Origin of the sequence: Thetidibacter halocola (assembly GCF_018224955.1) — a bacterium.
Lineage (GTDB): Bacteria > Pseudomonadota > Alphaproteobacteria > Rhodobacterales > Rhodobacteraceae > Thetidibacter > Thetidibacter halocola.
This window is the reverse complement of sequence record NZ_JAGTUU010000013.1, coordinates 34,210-56,680: the sequence shown is the minus strand read 5'-3', so window position 1 is coordinate 56,680 and position 22,471 is coordinate 34,210. Positions and strand designations below refer to the sequence as shown.

The window sequence follows — 22,471 nt, the reverse complement described above, 5'->3', positions numbered from 1 at the left end:
CTACTCCTGTGTTCCGGTAAAGGCGAGCATATCGCCCATCTGGCTGTCAACGCGCATCAGCTCGCGCCGCATGGCGGCGTGGCGCCGTTCGATGGCACGCTGCGCGGCATCGAAGAAGCGCGCCCGCCCGCCCAGCCGCGCCAGTTTCGCGGGCGACCACGTGGAAAGCTGCGTCAGCAGGTCGTCCTGCATCGAGAGCAAGGTCTCGACCTGTCCCGGCTGGCCCTGCCGCGCGCAGCGCCCCGCAAGCTGGCGGTCGATGCGGGCGCTGTCATGGCGTTCGGTCATCAGCACGTGCAGCCCGCCCATGGCGGCCACGCCCTCTCCCAGCTTGATGTCGGTGCCACGGCCGGCCATGTTCGTGGCCACCGTGATCGCACCCATCTGGCCCGCCCGCGCGATGATCGAGGCCTCTTCGGCGTCCTGTTCGGCGTTCAGCACGGTGAACCCCAGCCCAAGCGCGCGCATCGCGTCCGCCGCGCGTTCCGACGCCTCGACCGAGCGTGTGCCGATCAGGATCGGCGCGCCGGTGGCGTGGATCTCGGCGGCGCGCTGCGCCACGGCCTGCCAGCGCGCCGCGGCATCGGCAAAGATGCGGGCCGGGCGGATGCGCCGTTGCGGCGTGCGGTTGGTCGGGATCGTCGCCACCTTCAGCCCATAGGTTGCCTGCAACTCGGCGGTGACGCTGCGGGCGGTGCCGGTCATCCCCGACAGCCAGCGATAGCGGCGGAAGAAGCGTTGATAGGTCATCCGCGCCAGCGTCTCGCGCGCCGAAGACAGCGGCACGCCCTCCTTCAGCTCGACGAACTGGTGTAACCCCTCGCTCCAGGAGCGGTCGGGCATGCGGCGGCCGGTGTATTCGTCGACGATTTCGATCTTGTCCTCGCGGACCAGGTAATCCTCGCCCCGATGCAGCGTCAGCAGTGCGGTCAGCGCCTTGCGCACCAGGTCCTCGCGGATCACCGGCACGCGCCAGCTGCCGTCCCAGTCCCTGACTGCCTCGGCCAGGTCGCTGCGCCCGTCCTCGGTCAGGTCGACGCGGTTCAGCGCCTTCTGGTGTTTGAAATGCCGCCCCTCCTGCATGCCCTGCGCCAGGTGCAGCGCGCGGCGATAGGTTTCCTCGGCCTCGGGCGAGGGCGGCACGCTGCGCGAGATGATGAGCGGGATCCGAGCCTCGTCGATCAGCACGCTGTCGGCCTCGTCGACGATGGCGAAGGGCAGGCCGCGATGCAGCAGCAGCGGCAGGCGGGGCCGGTCGGTGACCAGCGATTCCACCCGCAGGTGCAGGTTGTCGGCCCGTTCGCGCAGGTGGATGCGGTCCTTGAGATAGTCGAAGGCCGCTTCCTTGTTGCAGCAATAGGTGATGTCGGCGGCATAGGCGCGGCGGCGTTCCTCGGGTTTCACGCCCTCGACCACCGCGCCGACGGTCAGGCCGAAGAAGCGATACAGCGGCCCCATCTCCTCGGCGTCGCGGGCGGCGAGATAGTCGTTCGAGGTCACAAGGTGCACCGGAACGCCCGCCAGCCCAGCGGTGATCGCGGCCAGCGTGGCGGTCAGGGTCTTGCCCTCGCCGGTCTGCATCTCGGCCACCATGCCGCGCACCAGCGCCGCGGCGCCCATCACCTGCACGTCGAAATGGCGCATGCCCGTCACGCGGGCAGAGGCCTCGCGCACAAGGGCAAAGCTTTCGGCGACCAGCGCCGGGGCGGGCGGCCACGGGCCGGCGCGCAGGCGCAGCGACAGGTCGGCGGCCCGCGTGCGCAGCGCGTCGTCGGTGACGGTCGGGGGCAGGGCGGCCGCGTTGGTCAGCCGCACGATGCGGCGCAGCGCGCGGGTGCGGCTGCCGCCCAGCGGCGCGGCCAGCGACAGCAGGCTGCGGGCGCGGAAATCCATCGGCGTCTCGCGCGGCACCCGGCGTTCCGGGTAGAGGCTGGGCCGGGGCAGGCGAAGCGTGGTGTCAGACATCGAACTGGCTCAGGAAGACCTGCCGCACGGCCCGGTAAAAGCGCCGCGCCAGCGGTTCCGTCCCGTGGTCGAAGCGGACCCATACGGTTTCGCCGATGCGCTGGCCCTTGGGCGGGTCGATCACCGCCAGGTCGATCTGAAAGGCGGGCAGCAGCAGGCGGCGGCGGTCGGGATCGGTCGGGTCGATCTGCAGCGTGCCACCCCCGGCGGCGGACAGCGCGGGATGCGGCAATTCGCGGCTTTCGGTGGCCTCGCGCAGCGGGCGGGCATGGTGCAGCGCGGCCGGAGCGCTGCCGTAACGCAGCGCCACGGCGCCGGGCCGCTGGCGGACAAGGTCGATGCGCGTCTGCGGCACCACGGCGCGCACCACCAGTTCGCCCGGCTGCACCAAGTAGCCGACCTCGCTGCCCTTGGGCACCAGCCGGCCGATGTGCCGGTCGGCGATGTTGGTCAGGAAGACACCGTCGCGCGGCGCGACGACATCCAGCGTCGCCACGCGCCGCCGTTCCAGCGCCAGCGCCCCTTCGAGGTGCGCGATCTGCGCGCGCAGCGCCTGCGCCGCCACCTGGTCCAGCACCACGGCCGCGCCCAGCCTCTGGCGCATCTCGTCCAGTTGGGCGGTCAGGATCGCCTCTTGCGTGCCAAGCATCGGGTCGCTGAGCGCGACGAGCGGCTGGGTTGCGCGCAGGTCGCGGTCTTCGGCGATAGCGGTGAGGAACCCCTCGGCCTCGGTCCGCACCACCGCGACCTGCGGCGGCAGGACGACGCCCTGCACCACCGTCGCATAGGGCAGCGGCACGGCGGTGACGAAACCGATCGGCAGCGCCGCCAGAACGACCGTCCAGGCGATGGCGCGCCCGCGGCGTTCCTTCAGCGCCTTGTTCGTCAGCACGAATTTCAGCCCCTTGAGCACCGGCCAGACGAACATGTTGGCCAGCGCCATCAGCGCCAGCAGGATGCCGACGATGAAGAACTTGGACGCGATGAACAGGGCGATCGTGATCGTGATCCCGATCCGGTAGACGAAGGAGGCGATGGCGTAGAAGGCGAACCAGCCCCGCTCTCCGCGCTGCGTCACCGGGGTCTGGGCGCTGCGCAGGCCGAAAAGGCGGCTTTGCACCAGGTAGCCCAGGTACTTGTTCGAGCGCGGCCCGAGGTTGGGGATCTCAAGCAGGTCGGAAAACACGTAGTAGCCGTCGAAGCGCAGCAGCGGGTTGCCGTTGAACAGCAGGGTCGAGACGCCGCCGATCAGCATGACGTTGAAGGCCACGGCGCGGGCAATCCCCGGTTCGGCATAAAGCCAGAAGATCATCGCCCCCGAGGCTAGCGCCAGTTCCACCAGGATCCCGGCCGAGCCCACCAGCATCCGCTGCCATTTCGAGGCAAAGGCCGATGCCGCGCTGGCGTCGACATAGGGGATGGGCATCAGGACCAGGAACATGATCCCCATCTCATGCACCTCGCCGCCCGCCGCCTTGGTGGCATAGCCGTGGCCCAGTTCGTGCACGGCCTTGACCGCCGGATAGGTCAGCGCCAGCAGCAGCAGGTTCTGCGTCGCAAGGATCCGGTCGGCCAGGTCGGCGGTCAGCACGTCGGCATTCATCACCGCCAGCGTCGCGCCGCTGCCGACCAGGCACAGCCACAGCAGCATCCCGAACGGCGTGAACAGCCAGCGCAGCAGCGGGAATGTCGCGTCCAGGAACTTGTCGGGGTCGAACAGCGGAAAGCGCAGAGCCAGCGGGTTGCGCAGCCGCGACATGATGGCCCGCGTCTCGTTGCGCTGCGAGCGGCGTTCGAGTTCGCCAAGGTCGGGGTCGAGATCGGTGTGCATCAGGTCGGCCTGGTGCAGCAGCGCCAGAAGGCGGATCGTTTCGTCCTGGGTGGGCGGATCGTCGGGATAGGTCTCGCAGGCATGCAGCCAGAGCCAGTTCACGCTGCGCCGCCCGTCCATCAGGCAGATCATCAGGTTGGCGGCGGGCGAGACGCGGAAGAACTGGCCGCTCTGGTGGTCCTGCAACACGTGCCAGGTCTGGCCGCGGTATTTCATCCGGTGGATCTGGGCATGGCTTTTCAGCCGCGGCTGAAGGTCGGCCACGCGATACCAGGTCGGCGAAAGGAAGGACGGGTCCATCCTAGAGCCCCGGCATCCAGCGCCAGAGCGCGATGCGCGCCCAGTCGATCATCGGGCGGGTCCAGATCCAGATCAGCCGTTCCTCGTCGATGCCGATCTTGGCGACGCCCTCCATGCCGGGGCGCAGGGCGGGGGCGTCCTGCGCCAGGCTGGCCTCGACGCGGAAGGCGTTCCGGCCATCGACCGGCATGGCGATGGGCGTGATCTTGGTCACGGCGATGGCGAACACGTCTTCGGGCAGGGCGGTCAGCACCAGCGAGCCGGACTGGCCCACATGCACCTCGTCGATGCGGCGTTCCTCGATCATCAGGACGACGCGGTAATCGTTCTCGGGGGCGACCTCGAACAGCACCTCGCCGCGATTGGCCGAGGATCCGATGCGCTGCGACAGGTCGCCCGACACGACGATGCCCGCAAAGGGCGCATGCAGGCTGCTGCGCGCGATGCTTTCGTCGACCAGCCGGATCTGCGCATCCGACTGCGCCATCTGGGTCTGCGCCACCTGTGCGGCGGCGCGGTCGCGTTCGGCGAGGGCGCGTTCGTATTCGATCTGCTGGCGCTGGCGCTCTGTCGTCCAGCGCAGGCGTTCCAGCACCAGTTCGCGGTCGTCGAAGGCCACCATCAAATCGCCTTCGGCCACCAGGTCGCCGGCGCTGAAGGGCGCCTCGCGGATATAGCCGTCGAGCTGCGCCACGACCGCGCGTTGCACCGACCCTTCCAGCCGCGCGTCGGCGGGCACGGTGTAGGGCGCGTAGGCAAACCAGAAGAAGACGCCCGCCGCCGCCGCCCCCGCGAGGGCGAGCTTGCGCTTCCAGTGGCCGGGGCCGAACAGGCGCAGCGCGTGGGCGGCCAGCGCATCGGCGCCCTTGCGGATCAGCCAGCGGTCCTCCAGCTGCTTGATCCGCAGCACCGGACCCAGCAATGCCAGTGCGCCGTCCAGCAGGTCAAGCTCGCGCTGGGTCAGGGGGGTGGCCTCGCCGCGTTCGACGGTGACGGCGCCATAGAGGCGGTCCTCGGCGATCAGCGGCACGGTCAGCACGTAGGGCGCGCCGGAAATCTTCTGCAACTCGCCATGGGCGCGGGCGGCCAGCGCCGGGCCGTCGGACGGCGCGGGCACCAGGATGGCGCTGTTCTGGTCCAGCGCCTCGTCCATGGCACCCGCCAGCGCCCGCACCAGCGAGGTCTTTTTCCCGAACCCCGCGCTGTGCGAGATCGCCTGAACCCGCGAGCGGCCCAGCCGGCGGATGCCGATGGCCACGCGCTCGGCGTCGAGACGGCGGGCGAGGTCCGTCGCCACGGCGCGGCAGGCGGCGCTGAACCCCTCGGCCACCAGCGCCGTCGCCTGGAGCGCCAGCGCGGTCTGCGTCTGTTCCAGCCGGTTGGCGTTGCGCAGCAAGGCCTCGGCGCGCAGCCGGTCGCGCAGCCAGCCGATGCCCCATTGCAGGTGCCGCAGCCGCAGGCGAACCTGTTCGTCCGTGGCGTTGCCGACATGGACCGCCACGGCGCCTACCGGCTCGCCGTCCAGCGCCACGGGATAGGCCAGGAACCGGTCGCTGCGGCCCTTCACCAGGCCGGCCTGCCGCTGCGCGGCTTCTTCGGCGGCGCGGCGCAGGGGCTCGACCTGGGCCTCGGTCGCGGCCGACAGCGCCAGGGGCGCAAAGCCGCTGTCGCGGCGCAACAGGACGATGCCGCCATCGGCCCCGTCGATCTGCTGGATCTGAAGGTTGAGCCAGGCCTCGGCCAACTCGGCGGTGGTGGTGGAATTCAGCAGCCGTTGCCAGAGGGCCGGTCGCAAGAGAGCCACGTCGGAGGGCGTCTCCGGCTCTTCCTGGCTGACGGTGCTGCTCATGCGATGGTCCTGAAATCAGGCCGCGCGCTCCAGCGCAGGCAAAAGGGCAGGGGCACCAGACCCCTGCCCTTTTTTGTCGCCCGCAAAGGGCCTTGCGTCAACAGCAGTGATGCCGAGGCCGCATCACGCGGCCTTCGACTTGCCTTTGTTTCCGGTGTCGACCGTCACCACCGGGTCAATCACGACCCAGACATCGGCATCGACCTGCACCAGGGTCTGGTCGCCAGAACCGAGGCTGTCCTCGGAGACCAGCGTGCCGCTGGTTTCGTCGAGGAAGACGGTGGTCGCCAGGGCCCCGGGTGCCGCGCCCGGCAGCGAGTAGTCGACCGGGGTCGCCTCGATGGCGCTGCCGCCCACGCTGATATCCGGGTCCGAGCTGACCCGAACGTCGCGGCGCGCCTTCGTGTTGCCGGGCTGCGGATCGTCCGGGCCGCCATGCTGGTCACCCCAATCCGCATCCGACTGCAACACCATGCCGATCTCGCCCATGGGCTCGCCGTTGCGGACCGGATCGGTGCCGGCATCCGCGGCGCGGGTGTAGTCGGCGCCGTCCGCCTCGGACAGGTCCAGCAGGTATTGCTGAAGGCCCGGGCTGACCTGGCGCGAGACCGTCGGCATGCCGAAGGGCGAGAAGGGCACGAGATACGAGTTGAACTCTCCCGACCAGTCGATCAGACGATCGCCGCCGGTGTTGGCAATCATAACGTCGCGGCCCGCGCCGCCATAGACGCGGTCCTCGTAACCCCAATCCGGGTCGGGCTCGTCGTTGAGCCCGCCATTGGTCCCGAGGTTGTCGTCGGCATTGATCAGGTCGTTGCCATAGCCGCCATAGATGTGGTCGCGGCCCGTGCCACCCACCAGCCAGTCGTCACCCAGCCCGCCAAAGATGCGGTCGTCGCCATCGGTCCAGGTGACGATCGACGGGTCCACATCGATGATAGAGCGCGGATCGACCGGCGCGTTCACGTCCTGCGCGGCGAAGTTCAGCAGGAATTCCTGCCCGTTCACCAGGATCTTCACCATCGGGTTGTTCTCGTCGTAGAGATGCATCTCTTCGGGGTCTCTCGTGCCGAAGCCAAGCAGGTTGCCAGGGTTGAACGGCCGGTCATAGCCGCCCAGCGTGACGATGGTGCCATTGTCCGACGCGGTCAGCGGCAGCGATTCCGCCCCCGAGATCGCATCGTCGCCCGCCCCGCCATGCAGGAAGTCGTTGCCCAGGCCGCCGAAGATCACGTCGTCGTGGTTCTCGGGGCTGGACGAGGCCATGTCGGTCACGTCGGCGCGGTCCTGGTCCGGGTCGAAGGGCGTCAGGTGAGCATACTTTGTCAGCTCGCCCGCGACGTTGATCGTCGCCTGCTGCGAGCCGCCCGGGGCCTGGATGAACTCCTCGATCCGCGGTTGCAGGCCGTGCAGCATCTCTGCCGTGCCGTTGCGCGCGGTGAACAGGCGGCCATCGTCGCCCAGGATGCCGTCGATGCCGGTCCCGCCCGAGATCCAGTCATGACCGGTGCCGCCCATGATGTCGTCGTCCTGCGCCTCGCCATAGACCACGTCGGCGCCCAGCATCGCGTAGATGCTGTCATCGCCGCTTTCGCCGTGGATCTCGTCCGCGCCGCCGATGTCGAGCGCAGCCGAGGCCGCGTCCACCTCGGCCCCGCCGGCGGTGTAGTCCAGCAGCTCCATCGCGCGCGGCACGATCCGCAGCGTCGCGTCATAGCTGTCATAGGCGAAGGTCAGGTATTCGCCGCCGCTGACACCGTTGACGCCCACCAGGCGATAGATGGTGCCGTTGTCGCCCAGGATCGCGTCGGCGTCGCGGGCATGGATGGTCGAGGGCAGGGCGCCTTCGTCCGTCACCCCGGCAAGGCCGTAGGTGTTCCGGTCGATCAGGTCGCCCGATCCGCCGAACAGAACGTCCTCGCCATCGGGTCGGCGCAGGCGGTCGGTCAGGCTGAACAGGTTCGACGAGCCTCCGATGATGTCGTCCTGGCCGAGGTTGCCGAAGATCAGGTCGCGGCCGCCATTGCCCTCGATGTAGTCGTCGCCATCCCCTTCGGTCGAGAAGGAGGCGTTAAAGACCGTCGTGTCGATCGTGCTGTCGAGGTTGCGGGCAAAGCCCACGTCGCGCAGCACGTCGCCCGGCAGGAACAGGTCCTGGATGCGGCCGTCGCCCTGGATCGTGTCGTCGCCCAGCTGGCCGAAGATCTGGTCGTCTTGGGTGCCGCCGGCGATGTAGTCCGCGCCGTAGAGGTCGAGGCGCGTCGCCTCGGTGGCAAAGTCGTGATCCTCAAGCGTGATGTCGAAATCGGCCCAGTCCGGCGTTCCGGTCGGATCGCCATAGGCATCGCCCGTGACCATCACCTCGCCCGCGATCCCCGGCGCCAGGCCCGAGATGTCGTAAATCGTCGTGCCGGTCAGCGTGGTGAAGCGCGGGCTGGTGATGTCGCCGAAATCGCGCGTCAGGTCCGCGTTGTCGCCGATGATGAGGTCACGCTCGGATCCGCCGTCGATCCGGTCGGCACCTGTGCCGCCGATGATCAGGTCGTCGCCTGCGCGGCCATAGATCGTGTCGGCGCCGCCGATGGCGTTGTCGGTCGTCTCGATCCGGTATTCGGCCCCCAGCAGGAAGGTCGTCTGGCCATTGTCGCCATGCGCCATGTCCGACCCCGTGCCGAGGTCGATGAGGTCGCCCGCGGCGCCGCCATGGACCTTGTCGCGCCCGCCGCCCGTGGTGATGACGTCGGTTCCGCCGATCGCGGGGGCCGTCGTCTGCATGAAGGTGATGACGCCGGCCGTGGTCCAGGTGATCTGGCCGCTGTCGCCCAGGACGATGTCCTCGCCCACGTCGCCACCCGCGTCGGTGCCCGCGTCGATCCGGTCGCCAACGGCGCCGCCCATCACAATATCGTCGCCGTCGCCGGTGAAGATCGTGTCGGCCCCGCCGATGCTCTCGGCTGTCGAGACCAACTCGGTCAGGACGCCTGCGGCCGTGTAGGTGGCCGTGCCGGAGTCGCCCATCACCACGTCGCCGAAATCGCCCGCGCCTGCGTCGATCAGATCGCCACGAGCCCCGCCGAAGATGGTGTCGTCGCCGCCACCCGTGGTGATCGTGTCGGCCCCGCCGACACCGGGGGCAAAGGTGCTGATACTGGTCAGCACGCCGACCGAGGTGAAGACGAAGCGGCCGCTGTCGCCCAGCACCGCGTCGTCGCCGATATCGCCTGCACCATCGGTGCCCGCGTCGATCAGGTCGGCGCCTGCGCCGCCGATCACGATGTCAGAGCCACGGCCCGAGAAGATCGTGTCGCTGCCGCCGATGCCTGGGTCCGTCGATTGCAGCCGGGTGAGGGCCCCGAGGTTGGTGAACTGGGCCAGGCCCTCGTCACCGATGACCCGGTCGTCATAGTCTTCGGCACCGGTGTCGATAATGTCCCCCGCAGCACCGCCAAAGACGAAGTCCTTGCCGCCGCCCGTGTTGATGTGATCCGCCCCGCCGATCCCGCTGGCGATGCTGCGTGCCAGCGTCAGCAGCCCGTTGCGGTTGAACACCAGTTTGCCGCTGTCGCCGAACACGCGGTCGTCATGCGTGTCCGCACCGTCCTGGCCGGCGTCGATCGTGTCGCCGCCCGCGCCGCCGACCACGAGGTCGGCCTCTATACCGGTCGTGATGATGTCGGCGCCGCCGAGGCCGGATCCAGTCGAGACGATCCGGTCGGCAAAGGCGATGTTCCCGTCGATCCCGTTGTAGTCGATCATCCCGTGATCGCCGAAGACGGTGTCGCGCGCCGCGGCGGTGGTGACGATGTCGTTGCCGACGGTGTCTCCGTCTTCGGTAACGACCCAGTTCTGACCGGCGAAGATGATGTTGTGCTCGACCGGGCCCAGCGGATCGGTGACCGCGTCGGTGATGACGTCGGCGCCGCCCTCGGTCTCGTTCACGGTGAAGATGCGCTGCACCAGGTGCGGGTCGATCAGGCGCACGGTTTCGGGAAGCAGTTCGATCACGCCATCATCGCCGAGGATGATGTCGTTGCCCTGGCCGCCAAAGATCGTGTCCTGGCCGCGCGTCTCGCGCCCGGTGGTCGCGGTCAGCGTCCGCAGGCGGGTGTCATCGGCAAAGGCCACGGTTTCGGGGTCGAGTTCCTCGTGCAGGGAGCTGCCCGGGTCGATGTCGAAGCCGCCGTCGCCGTAGACCAGGTCGTTGCCGTTCTCGGCTCGGATCAGGTCGTTGCCTTCGCGGCCGGCCAGTTGGTCGTCGCCTTGGCTGCCGATGATCGTGTCGTCACCCTCGCCGCCGTCGATGACCACGCCCGCCGTCGAAAGGCTGGCGTCGATGCTGTCATTGCCCGGGTTGGCAAAGGCCACGCCGTTGCCGTTGGGCGCATCCGACGCCGCCGAGTAGCGCACCCCATCCGACGAGGTATCGCCGAACACCACCAGCGGCGAGGCGTCGCCGCCGCCCCCCCTGATGGTAATCGTGTCGCCACCACCGCCGCCATGGATCACGGTGATGCCGCCATGGGTCGAGTCCGCGGTCGGGATCAGGGTGCTTTCCACGGTGATCGTGTCGTTGCCGCGGCCGTTCAGGATCTCGAGGATCTCGATGTCGCCATAGGTGATCCCGGCGTCGAAACGCACGGTCGAGGTGGTGCCATCCGATTGCAGTTCCTCGAATTCCAGCGCCTCGTTCATGCCGGCGAACATCACGTTGGTCGCGGTGACGGTGACCGTCTCGTTGCTGTTGCTCGAGTCGTTGTAGATGTTCACGCGGTCGATGCCGGTCGCCTCGTCAAAGGCGATTTCGACGTCGGGCAGCGGTGCGTCCAGTTCGCCCGGAAGTTTGATCGCGGCCTTGAGCGAGCGGTCGGCATCGGTTTCGCCGCCGATGATCTCGATCGGGCCGCGGATCTTGTTCACCAGATGCGGCTGCGGGGCGAAGATCTTGCGCGGCTGGACCGCCGGATCGTATTCGAAATCCGGGTTCGCCCTGAGCGTCACGGTCTGCGCGATCCACCAGTTGTCCGCGGTGAAGACCAGCTTGGCCACGCCGTTGCCATCGGTGTAGGTCGTGCCGCCATTGGTCGAGGCAAGCACCTGGCCATCCGGGCCGACGTTCACCGTCACCGTCTTGCCCGCCGCGACCGCCGAGGTCAGGCGGATCGTGTAGGTGTCGGTGTCGGTGGGATCGGTGGCGTCGACCAGCGTGTCGCCGTCGGTTTCCTGCACCAGAACGCCGGGCGCGTCGTTGTCGTAGACAGTCACGTCCACATCCGCGCGGTCAGCGCCGACATAGTCGCCGCCCGCAGACAGGATGTAATGCTCGATCACCTCGACATCCGGGCTCTCGTCGTCGCCATCGTCCACCGCGGCCACGTTGATCGTCGCCTTGCCGGTGTCCCCGGCGAGGAAGGTCAGCGTGTTGGTCGCGGCATCGAAGCGCGGGTCGGTGCTGGTGACTGCCAGTTGCGCACCGGCAAAGTCCAGCTGCACCACGACCGTCTCGGTCGGGGCGATGGACAGGCCCACCTGGTAGCTGTCGGTGATGCCGGTCGTGGCATTGCCCTCGAGCACCAGGAGTTCGGCCTTCTCGATCACGATGGCCGGGCGTTCGTCGTCGAATACCGTCACGATCACGTCCTTGACGTCGGCCTGGTCATAGACCGGATCGGCCGAGATCACCGAATGGCTGATCGACACGTCGCGCGTGCCTTCCGACCGCAAGTCGTCCGCCGCGCGCACCCAGATGGTCTGGGCCGCCGTCGTGCCGGCGCTGGCGAAGGTCAGCGTGGCCGCGTCCAGCCACTCCACCGGGCCAAGCGCCGGGTCGGTCAGCGCGATCTGCACGCTACCCCCGGTGACGCCCGCGGCGTTGAAGATGTCGGCCTCGCCCTCGCGCTCGCGCACCACGGACAGGCCGGCGGAGACGGTGACATAGACCGGCACCGCCAGCGCGCCCAGGCCCGCAAGGCTGACGGTATAGCTGACCGCCGCGCCGTCGGCCTCGTTCACCACCAGGTTGCCGCCAGTGTCGATGCGCACCTGGCCTTCGTTCTGGTCGGCGATGTTCAGGTCGATGCCCGGCACGAACAGCGTGTCAAAGCGCGTGTCGCGGTTCGCACTGCTGATGTCGATGCCATGCAGCACGACCGACGAGCGGCCCTCGAGGTCGCGGCTGACCACGCCCTCTTCGTCCACGTCGCCCGCCACTTCGAACAGGTCGTGGCCGAGGCCGCCGATGATCGTGTAGCCGACGCCCGCCTGGGTCGAGAGGATGTAGAACGTGTCGTCGCCTTCCAGGCCATCGACCTCGATCGATTCCTCGCGGCCCGAAAGCTGGACGTTGAGGCCCGCGCCAAAGATCCCGTCCTTGGTGATGACGAAGGCATCGTCCAGCTCGGTGCCCAGGACGACGACCTCGTCGAAACCGGCGCCGCCGTCGATGTTGACGGGGGCATTGATGTTGTATTGCACCTCGTCGTCGCCCGCACCGCCCAGGACCTCTGTCCCTTCGGCGATGGACTGGCCATCGGCCAGCGCGAAGGCCCGGACGATGAAATCGTCATCGCCATCGTTGCCTTCCAGCCGGACGGCCGACTTGTTCGAGTAGATGGTGAAGATGTCGTTGCCGATATCGCCCTGGATCAGCATCGGCAGCGAGGCGCCGCGCGACAAGAATCCGCGCGTCGTCTCGACCGTTGCCTCGTCGAAGACATCAAACGGCGCAAGCGCGTTGAAATCGCGCTCCGACCCGTAAAGCTGGCCGATCTGGAAGGTGTCGTCGCCCGCGCCGCCGTCGATCGTGGTGATCGCGGCGTTGTCATCCACGGCGACCACGTCATTCGCCTCGCGCGTGTTCAGTTGCAGGCGGCCGTTGATCGAGCGGTCGTAGTTGATCCGCTCGACCGGGGTTCCGGCGGGCTGGCCGGCGCGGATCGCGGCCTCGGTGCCGTGCAGCAGCGCGACAAAGGCCGATCCGGCGCCGTTCACCGACGCGTATTCGGCCAGGTTCGGATTGTCGAACTGCGGGTTGAAGGCCATGCGCCGCATCAGGAACACGTCCGGATCGGCGGTGCCGTCGATGGTCAGGATATCCTCGCCCTGGTCGGGCAGGCCGCTGTCCAGGACGTTGATGACATAATCGCGCGCCTCAAGGCCCGCGAGGCTGCCCGATGTCTGGATCGTCACCCGGTCCGACCCGGCCATGCCGTCGATCAGCATCGAGTCGGTCGCAGCCTGGCTGGTCAGCGCGTCTACAAGAATCGTGTCGTCACCGGCGCCCAGCCGGAATTCAGTCGCGCCAGACAGGGTGGCGCCGCGCGCCAGCGTGATGGCGTCATTCTGGGTGCCCGCATCCACGACGATGCGCTGCTGGTCGGTCAGGTCGCCCGGACGGACTCCGCCCGGGGTGCCCGGTTGCAGCAGAGGCGTCGCGGTGGCGGTGATGTCGCCCTCGATCAGCAGAACGTCCGCGCTGCCTCCGAGATCGACGCGCACGAAAGCCGCGCTCAGACTGCTGCCGGTGTCGAATTCGGCAAGGTCGGCGCCCCAGCCCATCTCGATCGTGGCGCCGTTGATGATGGTCGCCGTGCCCTGCATCAGCAGAACATCCGCGCCGCCACCGGTCCAGACCGACAGGCTGTCCCCGGTCACCATGGCGGTTTCCGTGACGGTCAGCGTGTCGGTGCCCGCCCCCGTGTTGACGGAGATCGCTCCGTCCGCGTTCACGGTGCCCTCGATGCGCACCGCGTTGGTGCCGTCGCCGCCATCGATCTCGACGGTGCCGCCGCTCAGCGAGGCGGGCTCCTCCAGCGTCAGGTCGTCGTCACCGTCGCGCATCGCGATGCGCAGCAGGCCGGTCGCGGTCAGGCTGGCGGTGGCGGCGATGGTGATCGTGTCGGCATCGGTGCCCGTGGTCACGACGACCGAGCCGCCGGAGACGCGGCTGCCATCAAAGAAATACATCGCCGAACCGGAGGCATCCTGCCCCCCGGGGTTACTGTCGCCGGACATGGTGATGACGCCCGGCGCGAGGATCGCGGCATTTGCGCCAAGGCGGAAATCGTCGCCGAACAGGATGGTGATGCTGGCGTTCGGGTTCTGGCCCGGACCGGCCACGCCGGCCTGGATCAGGATGCCGTCCGCGACCACGAAATCGTCGTCGGCCGCAAAGCCCGCCAGCGTGCCGTCGTCCAGCCCGTCGTCATCGGCGTTGTAGAAGATCGACCCCTGAGAGGTCGCATTCTCGGTGATGACGATGGGGCTCGAGGCCGTCACGACGATATCGCCGCCCGCTTCCTGGCCGCCCGCCTGCACGTCGACGCCTTCGCCGCTGCCGATCACGCCGCCCACGGCCAGCGCGCCGGTGTTGTAGACATAGGTGCTGCCGGTGCGCGACCAGCTTTCGAGGTTCTGCGCCACCGACTCGATCGGGTTGTCCGACGCGCCGATGTCGTTCAGCGCGAACAGCCAGATCTTGCCCGACAGCAGGTTCGGGGCGTCCGCCACCGCGCCGCCATCCAGGATCGAGCCGTCCGGCGCCCGGATGAAGGCGGTCTCGCCCACCACGTCGACCTTGATCGTGTTCAGCAGCAGGTTGCCCGTCACCTCGGTGATTCGCTGGCTGTCCATGCTGCGCGTGGTCAGCACGCCGCCCTTGGTGTTGATCTCGATGTATTGCAGCGCCTCGCCGATCGAGCCGATCAGGCCGTCCTCGATCTGGTCGATGGTGATGAAGCCCGCGAACAGCGTGATGTCAAAGCCGATCACGTCTGCAGCCGCATCGTTGCGCGCCGCATCCACCAGGTTGCCGCCGATGGCGCCCAGCGTGACATTGCCCGAGACGGATTCCACCCGGTCGATGGCGAAATTGCCACCCGAAAGCGCCTCGCGGATGAAGATGTCGTCGTTGGCGGTGGCCGTCAGGGTGGCGTCATCGGCATTGGCGCTGTCCTGCAACTCGATGTCTAGGAAGCGGGTTCCCGAGCCGATGCCGCCCTCGGCATCCAGCACGAGGTCGTTGGTGAAGATCACCGCGCCGCCGTCCGAGATCAGGCCGGATTTCAGGATGTCGCCCTTGGTCGTCGTGATGACGACAAGGTTGTCGACCAAGTCGGCCCGCGCAGTGACTTCACGGATGATCAGGTTACCGCTGTCGCCGGCCTCGCTGCCCAGCGTGTTCTCGGTGATGTAGACGTTGGCCGCGCTGCGCGCGGTCAGTTCGCCGCCCTCCTGCAGGTCGATGATAAGGTGATCGGTCACGCTGCCGATCGGGCCAAGGTCGCCCTCGACGATCAGGTTGTCGGCGATGACGGTGGCCGGGTCGGTCGTGTTCGGGTTCACGTCGAACACGCCATAGGCCGACTTGATCTGCGCATCCTTGCCGGCAAAGACCTGCAACAGGCGCATCCCCAGCGTGCTGTCGGAACCGATGAAGAGCTCTCCGTTGATCGCCTGGGCGATGATGTTGCCCTTGGCGGCCAGGTCGAGATCCTCGGACGGGTCGATGCGGACAAAGGCGGCCTGCGCGTTCACGTCCTCGCTGTCGACCACGGTCACGCCGTCGGCGGCGAGGAAGGTGATCTCGCTCGGCTCGGCGGCGGCGAGTTGCAGGATCAGCCACTCGAAGCTTTCGATGTTCGGCAGCGTGCCGCCGTTCTTCAGCGTCTCGATATCCGACAGCGCGATCACCACCACGTCGCGGCGCGAGCCGATATCGGCGGTGGCGCCGTTGGCGTAGATCTCGATGTCGTTGCCGAGGATGTTGTGCTGTTCCTTGAGCAGCGTCGTGCCCGGCACGGCCTTGGGCCGCAGGATCGAGGCCGAGATCGTGTTGTCGAGCTGGCTTTGCGACCACTCGGCCCGAGCCCCCAGCGCCGCGCCTTCGGACAGGCGGTGGCCGGTGCCGGAGCCCGCGCTGCCATCCAGCGTGACGATGTCGGTGCCCGCGATGTTCCGCGCGAGGCTGATCTTCGTCGGGTCGCTGGCGTCCTTCACGACATAGTAGAATTCACCGTCGACCAGCCCGCCGATGGCGGTGCCGCCGCCGGCGGTGTATTGCACCTGCCGCCCGGTGACGAAGACGTTCACGCCGAAGTCGATCGCGTCGCCCGACACGTCGCCTGCCGCGAAGGGCCCGTGCAGGGTGTCGGTCGAGGCGTTGGTCCGGTCGCCCGCATCATAGGCGAAATCCGCATCGAACAGGTCGGCATTGTAGGTCGCGCCGGTCTGGATGTTGCCCACCGCGCCGTAGGTCTCGTGCAGCACGTGGTATTCCACCGCGCGCGAGGCCTCGAGCACGGCGATGCGGTCGTCGATTTGCGCCTGGCTCAACGAGCCCGTCAGTCTGTGCGCCACGCCGGTCGCCACCGACCCGTCGAGGTCAATCGCCAGCGCGTTGATCGCGGCGCGGGCGGCCTCGTCGTTGGACGTGTTGCCATCCTCCAGCAGGGCGAGCTGCGCGAGATAGGCGGTCTCGTTTGCGACGGCGATCAGCTGCACGCGCTCGCCGTTGCCGCCGACCACGTTGACCACGTAGCTCGCGCCATCGGTCAGCCCGCCCACCGCGACGGCGGGTACGCCACCGGCAAGACCCGAGTCATAGGTGACGATGCTGCCATCCTCGAAGCCGTGGCCGCCGAGATAGATCGAGTGATCCAGCGTCTCGCCGGTCACGTCGCCCAGCAGATCGGCGGCCGGGGCAAAGGTGCTGACCCGGTCGGTGCCGTAGAACGCCTCGTAGGCGGCGCGCTCGGCCGCGTCCAGCGGGGCAGCAAAGGCGGGGTCATGGTAGAGATGCATGTAGGACAGCGCGGTGCCGGTGCTCAGCCCGCCCGCCACGGTCAGCGTCTCGCCATCCAGCGGCGCAAAGGCCGAGGAGGGGTCGAAGGCCGCGAGCAGCGAGGCGTCGTCGCGATCCGCCGGCGGGGTGCCATCGGCGAACAAGCGATGCAACGGCTTGCCCGACTGGAAGGCATGGCCATCGCCATCGGTGGTGCCGGTGCCGTCCAGCGCGACCAGGTTGATCCCAGCCAGCGCGTCGGCCCGTGTCTGGGCCAGCGCCAGGGTGCCGTCGCCCGCGCCGCTGAGCACGGCGTAATAGACCTCGCCCTCGGTCAGGCCGCCGATGGCGGCGCCGGAGGCGTGGGTGTAGACCAGTTCCTGCCCCGCATAGAAGGTGCCCGGCGTGACCGCGATCGTCCCGCCCGCGATGGTGCTGGGCAGGATGGCGGTTTCGGTCGGCGCGGCGCGGGCGGAATCCACCTCCAGCGACAGGACGACCGGCGCGAAGGCCTGCGCATCCTCCAGAGAACCGGCCAGGAACACGCGATCCGAGCCCACGATGTCGAGGCGCACGAGGGCCGCAAGGCTGCCCGTCGCATCCATGTCCATCAGATCGCCCGTGCCGGTGTCGCGCAGGCGGATGGCGTCGCCGATCCGCTCCACCGTGTAGGTGGTGCCGTCGACAAGGTCGCCGATGCCCGCGTTGACCGCCGACAGGTCCGCCACGAGGGTCGCGGCGATCCAGTTCTGCGTGTCGGCGTAATCCGTCGCCCGCAGGTCGATATCCGTCCCGGCCGCGGTGCCCCCGACAAAGACGAAATACACGCCCGAGGCGACGCGATCGAAATCGTCGCTGCTGGCAAAGTCGATACCCGTCAGGTCCAGCGTGCCGCCGCCCAGGTCGGCGCCGACATAGCGCCAGAACAGGCCGTCGGCATCCTCGACGATGCTGTTGGCGACAAGCGCCGCCGCCGCATCGGTCTCGGCGAAATCGGCCACGATGCGCACGACATCGCCCGTGGAGAGGGTCGCGGTGCCCGCCGTGGTCGCGGTGGTCGGAGTCGTCCCGTCAAGCCCCGTCGAGACGACGTTGAACACGACCTCGTCGCCGGTCTGCAAGGCGCTGCCCGCGTCGATGGCCAGCGCATTGTCGCTGCTGGCCGCGCGCCAGCGGTTCACGTCCGAGAAATCCTCGGCGGAGAGGTCGACATCGGCGTCGTCCACCGGGTTGCCCAGGTCGTCGGTCTCGCTGATGAGGGTCCAGAACGCGGCGTCGGAGAAATCCTCGGCCGACAGGTCGACCGTCTCGCGCGTCCAGAGCGCGGTGTCGCCGTAATCGGCGGCGGCAAGGTCGAGGCTGACCGCCTGCCAGCGCGTCTCGTCGGCGAAATCCTCGGCCGACAAGGCGACGCCGGTCTCGTCCGCGCCAATGAAGCGGTAGATCCCGTCGTCTGTGCCGCCGGTGCTGCTGCCCGACACCACCCGCACGGTCACGCCTGCGGTCACGTCCTGCGTGCTGGCGTCGTCCGATCCGAAATCGGCGAAATCACCGAGACGGTAGAGGGCTCCGCCCACGCCGCCCGCGCCGTGGTTAACGGCAACCCGCACCAGCAGGCCCACCTGCGCCAGGGTGGCCCCCGCGCCAGAGGTGGTGTCGGCGCGTTCGAGGGCGGCATAGACCGCGCCCTCGGTGCCGCCGGTGGCGTGGCCCGTGGCCACCCGCACCCGCAGGCCCGCGCCAACGTCGCTGTCGCTGATCGCGCCGCTGTCGGCATCCGCGATGCCGATGAACTCGTATACCTGGCCGACAAAGCCGCCCGCGCTGTGGCCCGTGGCCACGATCACGCGCGTCCCGGCGGTGATGTCCTGCGCGCCGTCAGCCGAGGCAAAGTCGGGCAGGGCGGTGAAATCCGCCAGGTCGGCACGGATGAAATCCGCAACGGCAAAGTAGGTGCCGCCATGCTGCAACTGGCCGATGCCTTCGTCCTGGCTGCGGCGCAGCTCCCAGTAGGCGTTGTATTCCTTGACCCGCTGGCTTTCGAAGGCCGCGATGGTGCGGTTCACGGAGTCCGAGTTCGTCAGGTCGCCCGAGCCGAGGATGCGGTCGAACACGGCCTGAAGCTGGTCCGCCGTGCGCGGATCCTTCGACTCGGCGGTGTTGGCGTCGATCAGGTCACCGTCCAGGATACGCAGGCGAACGTTCCGGTCGGTGCCGATATCGTCGACGGTGGGATAAAGCGAGCTGTCCAGCGTGGCCGGATCGACGCCGCCGGCGGTATCGATCCGCTCGAGCCGCAGATCTCCGGTAATCTCGGTTATGTTAACATCGTCCGTGGCCGAGACGCGCACGAAATCCGTGTTCGCGTTGCCGCTGTCGATGTTGACCGCCGCATCGTTGTCGAAATCGCCGACCTTGCCCGACTGCGCGTTCAGGATGATGCGCGAGCCCTTGATGAGGTTGCCGCTGTCGACGCCGACGATGGCGCGTTCCGCCGTCACCTCGGTGGTCGAGCCGAAGCCCGAGATGATCTGGTCAAAGCGCAGGTCGCCCGACAGTTCGGTGACCTTGATGTTGCCCGAGGTGGTGACCAGGTTGACGATCCCGTTGGCCGCGGCCGACGGATTCCGCTGGGTCTGGTCGATGCGCACAGCCTGATCGGCGCCGATGCCCGAACCCGCGCGGATGTCGATGCTCTTGCCGGTGACGGTGCCGGTGCCCAGCTGGATCACCCGGCCAGAGGTCACGATCTGGGTGTAACCCGCCTCGTTCGCGATGGAGCCCTTCAGCAGGACGTCGCCAACCGACTTGATCGCCACGACCGGGCCGGCGGCGGCGCCGGGCATCGTGTCGGCCAGGGTCGTGCCGGAATAGTCCTGGTTGTCAGCGCCTTCGTCATAGCCAATGAACTTGATCGCGATGTCGCGGTCGGCGTTGATCGAGTGGGTGAAGATGTTCTTCTTGTTCTCGACCTCGGTTTCCTTGGTGTAATAGGTCGTCGTGCCGTACCAGGTGCTCGTCTCGCCGTCGTCCTCGATCTTGAAGACGTACTTGTTCAAGCCTTGCTGCTGCGTCTCGCTGGTGGGCGTCAGGTCGGTGACCTTGGTGAACGCCTTCAGGTTGCCGATCGTGTTGGCCTTCAGCGTGACGAGCGTGTTGCCGTCGCTTTCGCTGACCGAATGGATGCGGATTTCGGGGGCCAAGAAGGGATTGCTCAGCCGGAAACTGATCGACGTGCCACCATTGGCGAAGTAGCGCACCTGGTCGTCGACATTCAGGCGAAGGCCCGTTCCGTTCAGCGTGATCGTGTCCGTGGCAGCGTCGATCTTCGACGAGTCGAAGGTCTTCTGGTCGGCGATCCGCTCGAACTCGAACAGGTAGGGCTCGCCGCCGGGATCGTATTCGAAATAGGCGCCGTCCTCGATCGCGCGCACGTCGTCCGCCCTGCGGGTCGGCCCGCTGACGATGTCATCGGGATCGCGCGCGAAGGCGTCGATGCCCAGCCAGGCCGCGGTGCCATAGCGGGTCGTCGTCGTCTCGGACAGGTTCTGGCCCGTCGTCCAGTTGTAGCGGAAGTTGTCGGACCGCGTGTCGTAGGTCGTGGTGCGGTTGCCGTCATTGGCGGTGAAACCGGTTCCGCGGACCTCGGTCAGGTCGGCATTGGCGTCATTGCCCGCATTGGGCGACAGCGCGATGGCCGTGCCGCCAAAGGTGGCCGAGAGGGTGATCGTGGTGGTCGCGGTAAAGGGATCGGTGCCGGTCTGCGTCACCGAGCGGATGAAATAGACGCCGTCATTCGTCAGCCCGCCCACCGGGTTGCTGTCGTCGTCCGTCTGGTAAATCACCCGGTCGCCCACGGCATAGCCGAGGTTGATGCCTTGCAGGGTGATCGCGTTGCCGGTGATGTCGGTCTGCGGGTCGAAGCTGCCCTTGCCGGGCGCCTCGAACAGGGTCACCGTTTTCTGGATCTGGGCGCCGACCCGTTCATAGGTGGTGGTCCACAGCTCGCCCGTGGTGCTATCGGGGCCGAAATCGGTGATCTTGATGACGCCCTTGATGTCGCCGCCGGTGTCCAGCGTGTCGATCAGGATCCTGGTGGTCGAGTCGTTCTGGACCTTGATCCGGCCATAGCCGTCGACGGCGCGCAGCTCTCCGTTGCCGGTCGAGACGACCTGACCGGTCAGCGACAGGAAGCCGCCCTTGACGCGCGCCGACGAAATCTCGATCCGGTCCTCGAGCCGGTTGTAATAGGCGTTGATGACCTTCGCGGAATCCTGGGTGAAGCCCGGGATCGCCTGGTCGCTGTCGATGCCAAGCTCGTCGCTGATGTCGACTTCCTGTGCCACGCCGACATTGATCGGGATCAGCACGTCGGTGCTGCCGCTGGTCTTGGCCGCGGTGACGGCGGCCTGCGAGATGATCACCTCCTGGTCGGCGATGCCGGACTGGATCACGCCGTTCACGTTGATCCGGCTGGCGGTGATCTGAACGATGTTGCCGGCGATGATGTGGCCGACGCGCGTGGTGTCGTTGAGCGCCGCGTTCAACTGGGCCGTGGTCGGCTGACCGTCGATCGTGGTGACACCCGGAATGGTGATGTTGCCGACCTGGTCGACCGGGGCCTCGGCGAACTGGGTCGTGCCGGTCAGCGAAAAGGCCCGCTCGGCCAGGGTCGACACGGTGCCGAAGCGCGAGGCCCGGCCCGCCGGATCGCCACCGGTATGCAGCGTCGATCCCAGCGCGTTCAGCACGAAATCCTGCTTGGCCAGGATATCCAGCCGCGAGGCGTTGATCGACGCGAAGGCAACGATGCTGCCCTCGGACCGGATCCGCACCGTGCCGTCGAGGTTGTTGATCTCCTGCGTGATCTCGATGTCGGGCGACACCAGGAAATCGTCATAGGGCGAAGGCTGCGGATCGTCGGCGTTGAAGCTGTTGGTGATCTCGACCAGGGCCTCGGTCGCCGTCGCGGTGGTGATCGTGCCGGCAAAGTCTGCCGCGCTCAGGTCGGCAAAGTTGAACAGGACGCGGCCGCCGTCATTCTCGGGTACCTCGATCCGGCCCAGCCGCAGGAAGGCGGGCGTGTCGTTCGAGATGGTGACCGTCACGTCGCCGGGCGAATAGAACCGGCCCGTGCCGTTCAGGGTTTCGGCGACGATGCGGATGTTGCCGGTCTGGGCAAAGACGTCGTCCAGGTTGATGACCGGATAGGTCAGTTCGACATAGGTGGTTCCGGTCTCGGTCCCGTTCGTGACTTCGCGCGACAGGCCCAGGTCGGCCAGCACGCGCCGCAGGCGCTCGAGGTCGGCAGTATAGGCGGCAACGGATTCGGTATCCCCCTGGTATTCGAAGATCAGGGCCTTGAGCCGGTCGACCTGCTCGAACAGGTTTGCGGCCAGCGTCTCGTAGGTGACGGAATAGCCGACGCCCGCCGTGTTCACCGTGTTCACGATCAGATCGGATTCGCCGGTCGGATTCGGATTTTTCTCGAAGGTGATGGTCTGTTCGCGGAACAGGCCTGTCTGGACAAATCCGTCAACCGTCACGTTGGTGTCGATACTCTTGAACAGCGTGCCGTTGGCGATCTCCTCGGCCACGCCGTCGGCTCCGAACAGCGTGTCGATGCCGCTGGCCACCGCGGTCAGCCAGTTGCGTCCCGTGCCGTAGGCCAGCTTGTCGCCGGTTTCCTGCGCCTCGGCCGTCAGGTTGACGTCGCCACCGGCGTTGATGCCGACAAAGATCGTGCCGG

General features: G+C 67.7%; 4 protein-coding genes (1 of these 4 cut by a window edge). All 4 read right to left on the bottom strand.

What is annotated here, in order from left to right; genetic code table 11:
• Positions 1 to 1,965, bottom strand: a complete 1,965-nt coding sequence (locus tag KB874_RS22330; RefSeq protein WP_212538788.1) for a preprotein translocase subunit SecA — start codon at positions 1,963 to 1,965, stop codon at positions 1 to 3.
• Positions 1,958 to 4,096 (bottom strand): peptidase M50, encoded by a 2,139-nt coding sequence (locus KB874_RS22325; RefSeq protein WP_212538787.1) that lies wholly within the window; start codon positions 4,094 to 4,096, stop codon positions 1,958 to 1,960. The genes KB874_RS22330 and KB874_RS22325 overlap by 8 nt, the downstream gene beginning before the upstream one ends.
• A gap of 1 nt (position 4,097) precedes the next feature.
• Positions 4,098 to 5,945, bottom strand: a complete 1,848-nt coding sequence (locus tag KB874_RS22320) for a GAF domain-containing protein (RefSeq protein WP_212538786.1) — start codon at positions 5,943 to 5,945, stop codon at positions 4,098 to 4,100.
• A gap of 123 nt (positions 5,946 to 6,068) precedes the next feature.
• On the bottom strand, positions 6,069 to 22,471 hold the final stretch of the coding sequence (locus KB874_RS22315) for an LEPR-XLL domain-containing protein (RefSeq protein WP_212538785.1). The gene runs 20,896 nt beyond the window's last position; only the last 16,403 of its 37,299 coding nucleotides appear in the window; its start codon lies beyond the right edge, outside the window; the stop codon is at positions 6,069 to 6,071.

Excerpts from the sequence above, each read along its gene's own strand:
- KB874_RS22330 (WP_212538788.1), bottom strand. The coding sequence starts at position 1,965 with ATGTCTGACACCACGCTTCGCCTGCCCCGGCCCAGCCTCTACCCGGAA.
- KB874_RS22325 (WP_212538787.1), bottom strand. The coding sequence starts at position 4,096 with ATGGACCCGTCCTTCCTTTCGCCGACCTGGTATCGCGTGGCCGACCTT.
- KB874_RS22320 (WP_212538786.1), bottom strand. The coding sequence starts at position 5,945 with ATGAGCAGCACCGTCAGCCAGGAAGAGCCGGAGACGCCCTCCGACGTG.